The organism is Listeria grandensis FSL F6-0971, assembly GCF_000525835.1.
In the GTDB taxonomy this organism is placed as follows: Bacteria; Bacillota; Bacilli; order Lactobacillales; family Listeriaceae; genus Listeria_A; species Listeria_A grandensis.
In genome coordinates this window covers 1-13844 of the sequence record NZ_AODD01000020.1, presented here as the reverse complement: position 1 = coordinate 13844, position 13844 = coordinate 1, and the positions used below count along the sequence as shown (strand labels likewise).

Below are 13844 nucleotides of genomic sequence, written 5' to 3'. Positions count from 1 at the left end.
TTGAAAATTTTATATCTCCATCAATATTTTGCAACGCGTAACTCTTATACATCTACTAGATCCTATGAGTTTGCAAAGAAGTTAATCGAGCACGGACATGAAGTTACTATGCTGACAACAGATACTTTTTTAACTGGGGATACACCCTATAAAGAAGTCAAAAATATGAAGTATTATCATGTGGATGGTATCGAGGTTATTGCGGTCAAGAATGATTATTCCAACTATATGGGGCTAGTCCAAAGAAGTAAGTCATTTCTATCTTACATGCACCATGCTTACAAAATTGGTAAAGAACTAAAGGGTATGGATATTATGTTTTCGACATCTACACCCCTAACCATTGCGATACCGACATTAAGATTACAGAGAAAATTAAAGATTCCGTTTGTTTTTGAAGTAAGAGACCTTTGGCCAGAGGCACCGAAACAGATGAAGGCCATTAAGTCCCCGTTTGTGATTAAAATGTTGCAACATCTTGAAAAAAGGGTGTACAAAAGGGCAGAACATATTATCAGCCTATCGCCAGGCATGACTGAGGGTATCGTGGCTACAGGCATTCAAGCAGAAAAAATAACGATGATTCCTAACCTCTCAGACTTAGCCTTGTTTGATCTAAAGAAGGACTACAAAATGGAAAAAAGGACATTAGCGGAAAGATTTAGCTTGAAAGATGCATTCATTATGTTGCATTTAGGTGCGATGGGAGAAGCGAACGGTCTCGATTATATCGTTGAAGCCGCTAAAATATTACAAGATAGGAAACAAGACGAAATTAAGATCATTATTGGCGGCGATGGAAAAAGCAAGCCTAGATTAGAAAAATTCTGCGCGAAGCACCGCCTTACAAATGTCATTTTTAGTGGTCATGTTTCAAGGAAAGACGTCCCGATTTATACAAGTTTAGCTGATATTACTATGACGTGTTTCAAACCACTACCGATTTTAGCAACTAATTCACCTAATAAGTTTTTTGATTCGTTAGCAGCAGGAAGACCAATCATTGTGAATTCTGACGGTTGGACAAAAGACATCGTGCAGAAATATGATATTGGCTACTATGTTGATCCGGCAGAACCTGAAGAATTAGCAGAGAAATTGATAGAATTACAGAATCAGCGAACAGAATTAAGAGCACAGCAATCCAAAATCAGAAATATTGCCGAGGAACATTACAGCGCTGAAAAGTTAGCAGATAAAGTAGAAATGATTTTATTAAGATCGCTTGAGAGGAGCAATTTAAATTGAATATAGTAGTTATTGGAACGGGTTATGTTGGGTTAGTTACTGGTGTTGCTTTAGCGGAAATAGGGCATCAAGTTTGTTGCGTAGATATTGATGCTTACAAAATCGAACAACTTCAAAAATCGATTTCACCAATCTATGAACCGGGTATCGAAGAACTAATGGAACAGAATATAAATAATGGCAGACTATCATTTAAAACGGATTTACAACAAGCTATGCATGAATGCGACATCATTTATTTAGCTGTGGGAACGCCGCAAAAAGAAGACGGTTCTGCCAATCTGGAGTATATAAAAGCGGCTGCAACCGATGTAGCTAAGACAATGACAAAAGAAATGATTATTGTTGTTAAAAGTACGGTCCCAGTCGGAACAAACCGATATCTACAAACATTTATTCAAGAGCAGACGCCTCATAAAGTAAGTATTGTATCCAACCCCGAGTTCTTAAGGAAGGTGTTGCGATCCGTGATGTGTTTTATGGAGATCGTATTGTGCTAGGAGCCGATAATAAAGTGGCGCTTCGCACGATGGAAGAAGTAAATGGAAACTTTAACATACCAATATACACAACGGCTTTAGAAAGTGCAGAAATGATCAAGTATGCATCCAATGCTTTTTTAGCAACAAAGATCAGTTTTATTAATGAAATTGCTAACATTTGTGAAAAAACGGGTGCTGATATTCGTGAAGTTAGTGCGGGTATGGGGATGGATAAACGAATTGGCAGCGCATTTTTACAAGCTGGTATTGGTTACGGAGGCTCATGTTTCCCGAAAGATACAGCAGCTTTGCTTCAAATCGCAGGGGATGTGGATTATGATTTTCATTTATTGAAATCGGTCATCTGGGTTAATACAATGCAGCATCAGAAGTTAGTGAACCGAGCCAAGGCTTATTATGGAGATTTGAAGAATTTAACGTTCGCTGTGTTGGGTCTCGCTTTTAAACCGAATACGGATGATATTCGAGAAGCTGCTGCGCTTTCTATCATCGAAATGCTATTGGACGAAGGGGCAAAAGTGAAGACATACGACCCAGTAGCCATGGAAAATGCACAACGAGTTTTAGGAGATCGCGTTATTTTCTGTAATACAGCTGAGGAAGCAGTTGCACAAACAGATGGTGCATTTGTAGTTACAGAATGGAAAGAAATCACACAAATGGATCTGAATGAATGTGCAGCGCGTATGAAGCAAACAGTTATTTTTGATGGTCGTCTATGTTTTGATAAAGAAAAAATGTTGGATGCAGGAATAGAATATTATGCTATAGGAGACGGAACGTATGAGAAGAACAAAAATTACGAAACGGTGTATTGATTTCAGTTTGTCTTTAGTACTCCTTGTTTTATTACTTTTGCCGATGTGTTTCCTTTATCTCATACTGGCGCTATATTTCCGAGGGAATCCAATTTATGCATCCATTCGAGCGGGTATTCATGGTAAACCATTTGTCATCTATAAATTTAAAACGATGCAAGAAATCTATGATGAAGATAATTGCCTATTACCAGATAACGAGCGCATTACTAAGTTTGGCAACATTATCCGTGGACTTAGCTTAGATGAATTGCCACAACTATTAAATGTTTTAAAGGGCAATATGAGTTTGATTGGGCCACGTCCATTGACTGTGGAATATATTCCGCTTTATTCCAAAGCACAACGAAAGCGCTTGGACGTGAAACCAGGAATCAGTGGCTTAGCGCAAGTAAATGGTAGAAATTCAATTACATGGAATGAGAAATTCAGATTAGATATTCAGTATGTCGAAAACCAATCGCTTAAGTTGGATATAAAAATACTGTTTTTAACGGTATATAAAGTCTTGATACATGAGGGTGTGAAACAGGATGGATTTATTAATTCAGAAAGATTTACTGGGAATAACACTAGGTAGTAAAAAGAAGTTAGTAATCATTGGTGCAGGTGGACTTGGACAGGTCATAAGTCAGGCCGCTATACATCACGGAGAGTACCAAGTGATTGGCTTTTGTGACGATAAGTATAACAAGATGAATTTAGAACATGACATTTTTTTGTGCGCCCCTTTCATTTATAAAAGAATTAGAACATCTTGAGCAAGTTTATTACTTTATTGCGATTGGCAATGGTGAAATACGTCAAGATATTTCAAAACGGTTAGGCTTAATCGCATGCCAGTATGCTACGATTATTCATCCAACTGCCTTTGTTGATAATAATGTGATACTAGGCGCTGGAGTAGCGGTATTACCCCACGCCACCATTCATAGTGCTGCACAGATCAGAAATCACGTCATCATTAATTCAGCTAGTATTATTGAACATAAAAACAGTCTGGAAGATTTTGTTTCGATATCGCCGAACACCACGTTATGTGGCGCTGTTACGGTAGAAAGAGGAGCATTTGTTGGAGCTGGAACTACAGTTGTACAAGGTGTCACGATAGGTGAGGGGACCACAATTGGAGCTGGATCTTTGGTTCTTAAGAATATACCATCCAATTGCATCGCATATGGTTCCCCAGCGAAAGTTATGCGTTATACGAGGGAACGAACAGCAGTCAGATAATGAAAGAAGGCGAATGGGAAATGAAGAAAAGTGCCCCAGTAGAGATTATTGAAACGCATTAAATTTTATCAAACATTTTCCGTTATCATTATTTTAACGATGGTAGTGCAGGTTATTTCTCTATTAAGAACCACTGCACTGGCAACCCATTTTGGCATAAGTAATGAAATGGATGCTTTTAATTTTGCTAATACGGCAATGGTTTGTCTGATAAACATTATGGGACCATCTGTTGCCACAGTACTTATCCCTTTTTTAGCGAAGATGAAGAACAATCATGAGCATAGAAATGTACTGAATTCGTATATCACGGCGGTTTTAGGGATTACGTATGTTGTATTGCTTCTTTATTTTCTGGGTGGCAGTATTTACTTCTACGGTTTTGGTCAAGGCGACGGATTTAGCTTTCAGACTTTGACATTCTTACTGACCTTTATTCTAGGAATTGCGCAGTACACCCGATTAATTTCTGCTATACAGACAGCGTTTTTGCAAATGGATGGTAAATTCGTCGTCGTGAAATTAGCCGCTTTAGTTTCGGCGCTATTGAGTTATATTTATATAATTTTCACACCGGATATAAGCATTATCGAAGCGGCGATATGTATCGGACTTTCCTATGTTGTGGAATGCACCCTCCTAATTTTTAGTAACCGAAATGAACAGTACAAATATCAAGCCAAGTTTAAATGGAAACATCCGGAATTTCGAAACCTTATGAAACTAACATTACCGGTGACACTCAGTTCTGTTATTTATCAGGTAACAGTTATATTGCCGAATATATTAGCTCGCTTTTTTGGAGAAGGGTATATCTCGACAATGGTGTATGCCAATCAAATAATTAGCATTATGCAAACACTGATCATTATTAACTTGATCTCGATGCTTTATCCGACATTGACAAGAAGTTTCAATAAAAATATCGCAGAGGCGAAAGAAAAGCTAATTTATTTCATCAATGGCTCCAATATACTTGTTATCCCGATGATAAGTGGCATGATCATGCTTAGTGGTATTGTGATTAAATTGCTGTTTGAGCGAGGCAACTTCACACATGAATCTACAATAATTGTTTGGCAGTTTCTAATTTTTCTAAGTCTAGCGTTACCATTTGTTGTGGTTCGAGAGTTTTTGTTTAAAGCATTCTATAGCATGGGTGATACGAAAACCCCCGTTAAAAATTCATTGATTGTGATTGTTATCCAAATTATCTTCTTAGTTATCGGTTCCTTTACGATCGGTGTGTACGCTATTATGTTGTCCCCTTTACTTGCGGCAATTATTTCTGTCGCTCTGGGCTACCGCGATTTACGAAAAACAATTGGCTTGACATTAAGAAGTATGGTGAGGCAACACATGATTATCATTATGAATTCACTTATCATGTGCGCTAGCATTTGGGGAGCGATGAAGCTGATTCACATTAATAATATGTTGATAGATTTGCTGATTTATATCGGTATTGGCGTAATCGTTTATGGGCTATGCGTGCTGTTAACGCAAAGAAAATATATCTACTACTTTTTGAATAACAACAAAAATAATTTATAAAGGATGTTATATAGCTTGAAAGTATTGTTTTTCATATCCTCATTTCCAAAACTATCTGAGACATTCATATTAAATCAAATAACAGGCTTTATCGATCGAGGTATTGAAGTAGAAATACTAGCTTGGAACAAAGTCGAGAATAAAGAAAATCATGCTGCGATTGCAGAGTACAACTTGCTTGATAAAACAAGATTTTTAAACTTTCCAAGTAGCCGATGGAAGCGATTGTTTGGTGGAATAGGTTTGTTCTTGACATCCGTTTTTACATCACCAAAAACAACTTTCAGCGCTTTCAATTATAAGAAATACGGTAAGATGATTTTCACATTCCGATTCCTTTATGCCTTGCCTTACTTTTTAGAAAGAGAGGTTGGGGATGCTGTGATTTGCCATTATGGTCCGAATGGTAGCATTGCTTCATTTCTAAAAGACCAAGGTTTATTACCAGAACAAACAATGGTATTTTTTCACGGGCATGATTTAACTTCATTTACGAAACGACAAGGTATAGCGGTCTATGATTCGCTGTTTGCCTCTGATATTACGCTGCTTCCAGTCAGCCAACTTTTTTCAAGTAAACTCATCAAAATGGGTGCAGATGTTTCCAATATAAAAGTGCATCATATGGGGATTAACTTAGCTGAATTTAGTCTTATATCACCAGCTCCAATGGAATCCACCATGAAATTCCTCTCAATTGGTCGACTAACGGAGAAAAAAGGTATGGATGTTACGATCGAGGTGATGGAAGCGTTGAAGGCAAGTGGTGTAGACGTATCTCTAGAAATTATTGGAGAGGGTGAACTGCGTCAACAATTGGAGAGCCAAATCAAACAAGCTAACCTGTCGAATGAAGTAACTTTACTCGGTTGGCAATCGCAAGTAGAAATAAACAAAGCGATCGAGAAAGCTGATATTATGATGCAGCTGAGTAAAACTGCAGCAAATGGAGATAAAGAAGGTATTCCAGTTGTTCTAATGGAAGCGATGGGTCGAGGTAAATTGATTATTTCAACAGAACATAGTGGCATCCCAGAATTAATCACAAACGATAAAAATGGCTGGCTTGTACCTGAGGGCGTTGTCAAAGAGACTATCCAAAAAGTCTTAGAAATTAGAGATAATCCGGAACAATGGCTACCAGTCTCATTACAAGCAAGAGAGAAAATTGATGCTGAATTTAATATTGACCGTTTGAACGACCAACTAGCACTACGATGTATGAAAAAATAATAACAGTGTGCACGCTCTACATTTGTATACTTTAGGAGGATTAGGTTTTTTTGAACAATAGAAACCCCAAAAAAATAATGATGGCTAGCTCCGTACATGTGTGGAGTGACACAAGAATTTATTTTAAAGAAGCACAAACGCTAGCAAATCAAGGCTTCCAAGTGGACTTTTACGCACTAGACCACCCTGGCGAAAAAATAAATATACCGAATTTAACGATGCATTATTTGAAACCGCAAAAACGTTACAAGAGATTTATACATTGGCGCTTCTTGTATAAAGAGATGATTCAGTCGGATGCGACCTATTTCCACTTTCATGACCCAGAGTTGTTGCTTACTGCAAGAGCTTTGAAAAAGAAATTAAAAGATGAAATAAAAATCACGTATGATATGCATGAGCACCTTCCTGCTGCTATTAGGACGAAGCAATGGCTACCTCGAATTATTCGACCGATACTCTCCCAAGTGGTAGCATATTTCGAGAAAAAATGGATGAAATATTGCGACACCGTTATTTTTGCAGAGCTGTCGTATAAGGATAATTACGAAGAACTCACCCTGAATAAAGTAGACGTATTAAATTATCCGATCTTCCCAAATTTGAATGAACTTATTATGAAGGATAATGTCTTTACGATGATTTATGTAGGTGTGTTAACAGAGCAGCGTGGGTTGTTTAACATGTTGCAGTTAGCCAAATCGTTAAAAGATAGGGGGATTCAAACGTTTCAATTAAAACTCATAGGGCCTATTTTACAGATGAAGAGAGGGTTCGGCAATTTATCGTAGAAAACCATTTGAGCGACAATATCGAACTACATGGCAGAATGCAGTACAAAGACATTTGGGGGCATTATCAAGCTGCTCACGTAGGTTTATGTTTACTACACCCGACACCGAACAATCTTAATTCGCATTCCACGAAGCTTTTTGAATATATGGCGGCAGGGTTACCAATTGTCGCATCAGATTTTCCGGATTTCACGAAGATGTTAACGGAGCATGATTGCGGAAAGACAAGTGATCCAGAGGACTATGACGCATTATACGATATCATTGATTTTTATATGGCTAACCCGGAAAAAAATAAACAACTTGGAGAAAACGGTAAGGAGGCTTTTAATCGATTTTATAATTGGGAACGTGAAGGAGAGAAACTATCATCAATTTATTCGAGCGAAGATTAGTAGCCCATCTTACTAATGACAAGGAGAACCCACAATGAAAATTAAGAATCTCACGGTAAGTAATTTATGGAAAACATTTAAGAAAAGCTTTATTTGGATGCTCTTGATTATTTGTTTATCGGTAGCCAGTGTATATACGTATAACAATTATATTGCGAAGCCACAGTATACATCTTCCTTTCAAGTTCTTTTCAATATTGAGCAGACGGGCACCAAAACACAAACATCGGACGGTGTTCGGAACAATATTCAATTAATCAACACATTCACCTCCGTTTTACAAAGTGGAAAAATCATGGATTTGGTGAAAGACAAAGTAAAGACAACGGATTCTTCCAGCACGCTAGCCAGCGATACGAAAATAGTATCCAATGAGAATTCGCTAGTTATGACGATAAACTATACAAATCTGGATAAAGATCAAGTCATAAAAGTCTCGTCTGCTATGGTCGGTGTGGTGAGTAAAGAAATTCCGCAGATTTTCAAAGGAACCACAGTGACTGTTCTAGAAAAAGCGTCTGAGCCAAGTGCACCAAGCAATAACTCTACGTATATATTAGCTGTAATGGTTGGTTTGATGTTAAGTTGTAGCTTATTATTCATATTATGCGCTCTAGATACAACGATTCAAAATAAAGAGCAATTAGAAAGCATGGGCTTACCATTTCTCGGAGATATACCTAAATTTAAGAGCACAGAGCTCTAAGCGAAAGGACTGGCTAAATGTTTACTAAACGAAGAGTAGCAGAAACGATTATTACGACTGGCAATGAAATGACTATGCAGAAAAATTCAGTAGCATACGAAAAATTTAGTTCTATTCAGACGAATATTCAATTCATGGAAAAAAGAGGTGGGCGTATTCAAACCATCGCAGTTACATCTGCAAATAAAGGAGAAGGAAAATCTTTTTTCATTACAAATTATGCGAATACATCTGCATTATATAAACAAAAAACATTATTGATTGACGTGGATTTCTATAATCCAAAAATCACAAAACAATTTAAAACAAAATTAATGCCAGGTTTGTCGAATATTTTAGTAGACATGGTGACTTTTGAAGAAGCTATTATTCCACTAGAGAATAAATACTTGTCTTTTTTACCGATAGGAACTTTGCCACCGAACCCACTAGAGTTACTTCGCTCCGAGGAGTTTAAACAATTGTTAGAGGATCTGAAAGAAGAGTTTGACCTGATTTTATTAGATTGTCCTCCTGTTAATTTGTTTACAGACGCAAGAGTGGTGGCGGCGGAAAGTGATGGTGCCATTTTGTTGATTAATAGCTTAGCAACAACGGAACAAGATGTATTGAAATCCAAAGAGCTACTAGAACAAGTGGATGCTAATATTCTAGGAGCGGTACTAAACAACAAGCGCTACAATAATAAACAATTAGCGTCATATAATTATTATTAATAAATTTAGGAAGTAGTGTATATGATAGAAAACATGAGAAATATATCATCTAAATTAGTCAGTGCGCCAAGGATAATAATATTTTTAATAATTATTTTAAGTATTCTAAGCCCATTTTATCCGATATTACTCATTGTGCCTATCATCACTGTTGGGATAATATACATTAACAAGGTGTCTGCAAATAAATGGATGTACGGTCTGTTTTTAGCGGTATTGATGTCAGGGTTTTGGGGAGCATATGCATCTTTCCCTCAAATACCTAGTTTATTTTTGTTCAGAATTTTGCTGGCTGTCCATATCGTTGGATTTATTTGCTCAAAAAAAGATTTCACTGCGATCAAGTTTCTTAAGATACCACTTCTTTGTTTGATTTGTTGGTTTTTGTATGCAGCTATAGCAATGATTTGGTCAGCAGACGTTATGCTGAGTTTAAGTGCGCTATACTTTCAATTTGAAATCAGTTACTTAATTTTTATATGTGCTTATTACATTACCTCCTGGACAAAATTGCGCCAAGTACTTATGTGGGTGACTTGGAATTACATTATTTCAATAGGCATTGGTTTATATGAAGCTTTATCTGGGAAACATCTGCGCTTCTCAGCGGGAAGCTTGCTGAATTACGCGGATTCGAGACCTACTGGATGGTTAGTCAACACGAATGACTACGCCTCATATCTCGTTATTTATTTTGGGCTAGCATCGCTACATCTCCTGACATCCAAGAAAAAAAGCTATCAACTTATTTGGTTCATCATGCTCGTAGCTGTCACTTTCCTAGTCATCGAATCACATTCTAGAACGGGCTTTTTAGGGTGGGCATGTATTGTTTTTCTTGTTCTTTTCAAGGTGTTGCGAATTCAATATTTCCTGATCGCTGTATTTGGAGGAATTACTGCGTTGTTTTGTAAAGTGATGTACTCAAGTTTTGCGAGTTCAGGGGAGACCTCTCAACTAGTGGAATCATTCACGGGAAAAGGGGAGTCGACGCAAGACCGGATGTTCATTTATAAATTTGTTATCCAGCTATGTCAAGATCATCATTTCCTAGGTGTTGGGCTTGGAATGACGCCTCGCTATGTTTTCGATGCTCTATATGGAACTGCTAATATTGATTTGTCAGGCTCACAAACAATGGCGGCGCACAACTTTTGGTTGACAATCATATCGGATATCGGTTTGCTAGGCTTTATTCCTGTTCTTATATTCTTCCTATATTTTGTTTATTGGGCGGTACAAGGTTATTTGAAAAACCGGTCTTTAAAGGCGGCTATGCCAATGGTAATCCTAGTAGGGTTTATTGGAATTTCTGTTGGGAGCAGTAGTATTTTCGAAATGCGCGTCATTTGGATTGCGCTCGGAGTGGGCTTGGCGATTATCAATTTACTACAGCGGGAGAAAAATGGAGAGGTGGAATTGATAAAGTGACACAAGTGAAAAAAATAGCCGTGTTTGGCAGTTGTTTTAGTCGTAATTTTTTAAGTTCGGCTCCATATTTTAATCCGACATATAAGTCTCATTTTGCATGTGTTATGACACAATTTCATTCGTCTATTATAGCTACCATGACCGATGTAGTGACAATGGATATTAGCGAATACGAGGATATACCGAAGGAAAAGAAACGATTTGTCCGCGAAGATTTTGAGAAAAGGTTTTTTGAAAGAATAGCAGAAACGAATCCAGACTATCTATTAATTGACCTCTATTCGGATGCATTGAAAAATATCGGATTTATTTCAGAAAAACAGGCGATCACGATTTCACCTATACTTGAGCAGAGCAGAATTCTGAATGATATTCGCTTCGTCAAGATGGTGGATCATCAAAATAAACAGCATTTCAAGAGCGTTTGGCTTACTTCCTTACATCAATATCGAAAACAACTGCTTTGCTATATCCGTGAAGAACAGATCATATTGAATGTATGCGAACTAACAAGTTTTTACTATGATGCGCAAAAAAAGAAGGTCCCATATAACACACCAGAGACGCTTGATGAATACAATCAATTTTGGAATGAATTAAATACGCTGTTTATGCAAGTTTTTCCGAAAGCAAAAGTTTTAGATATGAGAAATAGCGGTTATATCGGCGACACGAGCTATCCATTTGGTCATTCCGTATCCCATTACGAGAGCGGTTATTATCGAAGTATGCTGCATAAAATACGAGAACTAACAAAATAATTGGAGGACAATAATGAAGAAACTAATTGTAAAAATATATTTCAAATGGAGGAGCCGCACATACAAGGCGCCAAATGGGCAGAAATTAAATTATATTTTAGAAAAAAGTACGCAAAAAGATGTACCACTCATCATCATTTTTAGCGCATTTCCTCGAACCGGAATGAAGGCGACCTATAATTATTTAAGAACGCTAAAAGATATCCGCGCCAATAAGCTTTTTATATTGGATAATTTCGGATTTGATAAACGAGGTGCCTATTATTTAGCCGAAAATGGCGATTTCAAAATTATGGAAGCAGTCGAGAATATTATTGATACGTTCAAAACTAAGCTACAGTCAGAAAAAATGATTTTTGTAGGCACAAGTAAAGGTGGTTTTGCTAGCTTATATTTCGGGATGAAAAAGGGTGCGGATTACATTATTAGTGGTGCACCACAGTATAAATTAGGAAATTATTTAAGCGATATCCCCGAAAAAGCACCAGTTTTAAAAAGCATTATGGGTAGCACGGATCAGAGGCAAATTGATATTCTAAATGAATTGCTAACAAGGCAACTAAAGGATACGCAAGGAATGTTACCAAAAGTATATTTACATTTTTCTAATAAAGAGCATACCTATGAAGAGCATATTGAAATGTTAGTTGAAGACTTAATGAACGAAGGATATCCGATAGTTTTAGATGTATGTGAATATAAAATTCACCAAGAAGTAAGCCTATTTTCCCCCCCATTCCTAACAAAAACGCTAGCTGAAATTTTACTAGAAACCACAAAAAGAGCGTAAATTATTCGGGATTTTGACAGCTTCATTATTTTAATTGGGCAAATGTTTCGCGAAATCTACCGGCCTCATGTTATAATTAAGAAAGCGCTTAAAAAGAGGGCGCGGGATATACAGGGGGTTCTATTTTTATGTTAAACGAACAGCAGATTACCAAACTACTACATCGCGTGTCTGATCCAGTTTTGGAGGCGACGTTGCTTGAAACAGATGGAATAATTGGAGTGGATGTTACTAATAATAGTGTGGATATTCAGATTGCACTAGCTGATCCAGAGCAACAAACAGATGTATTTACTGCCAATATACAGGAACTACTAGGGCAATTTGGCTGTGAAGAAATCCAAATAGAACTAAGCTACCTACCAACGCAAACAGTAGCTAAATTATTGGAAGCACGAAATAATATCCTGTCTCCAGAAAGCAAAACACAGTTCATTGCTGTGGCGAGTGGAAAGGGTGGAGTAGGAAAGTCTACAGTAGCGGCAAATCTAGCTGTGTCATTGAAGCGCTTAGGTAAGAAGGTAGGACTACTGGATGCAGATATCTATGGTTTTAGCTTACCAGCATTGTTAGGAACATCTGAGAGTCCTCAAACAAAGAATGACCGAATTATACCTATTACAACATATGGAGTGCAGTTGGTCTCGATGGAGTCATTTGTGGACGAGGGTGAACCAGTTATATGGCGTGGACCAATGCTTGGAAAAATGATTAAGATGTTCTTAGAAGATGTGGATTGGAATTCTCCAGATTATTTAATCATAGACCTTCCACCAGGAACAGGCGACGTGGCTTTAGACATACACACATTATTGCCCACATGTAATGAATTGATTGTTACAACACCACATCAAGCAGCAGCAACTGTAGCGGCGAGAGCTGGGATTATGGCAAAGAAAAACGAACACCACATTTTAGGTGTAATTGAGAACTTATCTTATTATCAAGATGCAAATGGTCGAGAAGTGTATTTATTTGGTCGAGGTGGTGGAGAAAAAGTAGCGAATGAGCTGAAAGTTGAGTTACTTGAAAAATTCCCTATTGAGCAACCAATTCAAAATGAAAATGGCTATCTATCAGGCATTTACGATGAAGGTACAAGGCAAGGAAAACGCTTTTTAACACTGGCTGAAAAAATAAATCACTATTTATAATGAAAAATATGCAAAAAAGTATTGACGAATGGATAAATAGTTGGTATATTTATAAACGTTGCTGATGCGCATAATGCAAAATGCAGCATGAGAGATTGACCTTTGAAAACTGAACAGAAACAAAGATAAAACCAAGAAGACAGCAATGTTTTCGGGTAAGAATCACAGGACGGAAATAGAGAGCTATTTCCACAAGTAATACTAGTAAAATTATTTGCTAGCGAAGTCAATTTGACGCAAGGATCTTATTCACGGTGTTGAATAAGTATTCAGATTCATCTTTTATTTGAAAGAGAGTTTGATCCTGGCTCAGGACGAACGCTGGCGGCGTGCCTAATACATGCAAGTCGAACGAACCGAAGAAAGAGCTTGCTCTTTCGGACGTTAGTGGCGGACGGGTGAGTAACACGTGGGCAACCTGCCTGTAAGTTGGGGATAACTCCGGGAAACCGGGGCTAATACCGAATAATAACAAGCGTCGCATGACGCCTGTTTGAAAGATGGTTTC

At 37.5% G+C, this 13844-nt stretch carries 14 protein-coding genes, 1 rRNA gene and 1 pseudogene; all 16 read left to right on the top strand.

All coding sequences use genetic code 11. The features are described 5' to 3' along the window. Window positions 1–1248 (top strand): glycosyltransferase family 4 protein, encoded by a 1248-nt coding sequence (locus PGRAN_RS11500; protein WP_036067246.1) that lies wholly within the window; start codon window positions 1–3, stop codon window positions 1246–1248. Then, a pseudogene (locus tag PGRAN_RS11495) lies at window positions 1245–2569 on the top strand (UDP-glucose dehydrogenase family protein). Before PGRAN_RS11500 ends, PGRAN_RS11495 begins: the two are co-directional and overlap by 4 nt. After that, window positions 2535–3149 carry a sugar transferase gene (locus PGRAN_RS11490; protein WP_036067245.1) on the top strand — a complete coding sequence of 205 codons (615 nt, stop codon included), beginning with the start codon at window positions 2535–2537 and terminating at the stop codon, window positions 3147–3149. The pseudogene PGRAN_RS11495 and the gene PGRAN_RS11490 overlap by 35 nt, the downstream one beginning before the upstream one ends. Next, window positions 3103–3330, top strand: coding sequence for a PglD-related sugar-binding protein (locus tag PGRAN_RS17810; RefSeq protein WP_159101144.1), 228 nt, complete (start codon window positions 3103–3105; stop codon window positions 3328–3330). Before PGRAN_RS11490 ends, PGRAN_RS17810 begins: the two co-directional genes overlap by 47 nt. Continuing rightward, on the top strand, window positions 3278–3802 hold the full coding sequence (locus PGRAN_RS11485; protein WP_051998610.1) for an acetyltransferase: 525 nt from the start codon (window positions 3278–3280) through the stop codon (window positions 3800–3802). Before PGRAN_RS17810 ends, PGRAN_RS11485 begins: the two co-directional genes overlap by 53 nt. Before the next feature lie 48 nt (window positions 3803–3850). Then, on the top strand, window positions 3851–5356 hold the full coding sequence (gene murJ / locus PGRAN_RS11480) for a murein biosynthesis integral membrane protein MurJ (protein WP_036067244.1): 1506 nt from the start codon (window positions 3851–3853) through the stop codon (window positions 5354–5356). Between the two features lie 15 nt (window positions 5357–5371). Next, the gene (locus tag PGRAN_RS11475; RefSeq protein ID WP_036067243.1) at window positions 5372–6589 is read left to right on the top strand and encodes a glycosyltransferase; all 1218 of its coding nucleotides are present in this window, start codon (window positions 5372–5374) and stop codon (window positions 6587–6589) included. Between the two features lie 50 nt (window positions 6590–6639). Beyond that, window positions 6640–7380 carry a glycosyltransferase gene (locus PGRAN_RS16630; protein WP_051998609.1) on the top strand — a complete coding sequence of 247 codons (741 nt, stop codon included), beginning with the start codon at window positions 6640–6642 and terminating at the stop codon, window positions 7378–7380. A gap of 8 nt (window positions 7381–7388) precedes the next feature. Then, on the top strand, window positions 7389–7778 hold the full coding sequence (locus PGRAN_RS16355) for a glycosyltransferase (RefSeq protein ID WP_051998608.1): 390 nt from the start codon (window positions 7389–7391) through the stop codon (window positions 7776–7778). 34 nt (window positions 7779–7812) lie between these two features. Continuing rightward, the gene (locus PGRAN_RS11465) at window positions 7813–8484 is read left to right on the top strand and encodes a YveK family protein (RefSeq protein ID WP_036067242.1); all 672 of its coding nucleotides are present in this window, start codon (window positions 7813–7815) and stop codon (window positions 8482–8484) included. Between the two features lie 17 nt (window positions 8485–8501). Next, entirely contained in the window at window positions 8502–9200 is a 699-nt protein-coding gene (locus tag PGRAN_RS11460) for a CpsD/CapB family tyrosine-protein kinase (RefSeq protein WP_051998607.1), read from the top strand. Between the two features lie 402 nt (window positions 9201–9602). Then, the gene (locus tag PGRAN_RS11455; protein WP_159101143.1) at window positions 9603–10631 is read left to right on the top strand and encodes an O-antigen ligase family protein; all 1029 of its coding nucleotides are present in this window, start codon (window positions 9603–9605) and stop codon (window positions 10629–10631) included. Continuing rightward, a complete protein-coding gene (locus PGRAN_RS11450; protein WP_241433341.1) occupies window positions 10628–11392 on the top strand; it encodes a DUF6270 domain-containing protein in 765 nt (254 codons plus the stop codon). Before PGRAN_RS11455 ends, PGRAN_RS11450 begins: the two co-directional genes overlap by 4 nt. A gap of 13 nt (window positions 11393–11405) precedes the next feature. Further along, window positions 11406–12182, top strand: coding sequence for a hypothetical protein (locus PGRAN_RS11445; RefSeq protein ID WP_036067240.1), 777 nt, complete (start codon window positions 11406–11408; stop codon window positions 12180–12182). Window positions 12183–12310: 128 nt separating this feature from the next. Further along, on the top strand, window positions 12311–13336 hold the full coding sequence (locus tag PGRAN_RS11440) for an Mrp/NBP35 family ATP-binding protein (RefSeq protein ID WP_036067239.1): 1026 nt from the start codon (window positions 12311–12313) through the stop codon (window positions 13334–13336). A gap of 286 nt (window positions 13337–13622) precedes the next feature. Further along, window positions 13623–13844, top strand: a 16S ribosomal RNA gene (locus PGRAN_RS11435); the annotation flags it as partial.

Excerpts from the sequence above, each read along its gene's own strand:
- PGRAN_RS11490 (WP_036067245.1), top strand. The coding sequence starts at position 2,535 with ATGAGAAGAACAAAAATTACGAAACGGTGTATTGATTTCAGTTTGTCT.
- PGRAN_RS17810 (WP_159101144.1), top strand. The coding sequence starts at position 3,103 with ATGGATTTATTAATTCAGAAAGATTTACTGGGAATAACACTAGGTAGT.
- PGRAN_RS11485 (WP_051998610.1), top strand. The coding sequence starts at position 3,278 with ATGACATTTTTTTGTGCGCCCCTTTCATTTATAAAAGAATTAGAACAT.
- PGRAN_RS11465 (WP_036067242.1), top strand. The coding sequence starts at position 7,813 with ATGAAAATTAAGAATCTCACGGTAAGTAATTTATGGAAAACATTTAAG.
- PGRAN_RS11460 (WP_051998607.1), top strand. The coding sequence starts at position 8,502 with ATGTTTACTAAACGAAGAGTAGCAGAAACGATTATTACGACTGGCAAT.
- PGRAN_RS11455 (WP_159101143.1), top strand. The coding sequence starts at position 9,603 with ATGATTTGGTCAGCAGACGTTATGCTGAGTTTAAGTGCGCTATACTTT.
- PGRAN_RS11445 (WP_036067240.1), top strand. The coding sequence starts at position 11,406 with ATGAAGAAACTAATTGTAAAAATATATTTCAAATGGAGGAGCCGCACA.
- PGRAN_RS11440 (WP_036067239.1), top strand. The coding sequence starts at position 12,311 with ATGTTAAACGAACAGCAGATTACCAAACTACTACATCGCGTGTCTGAT.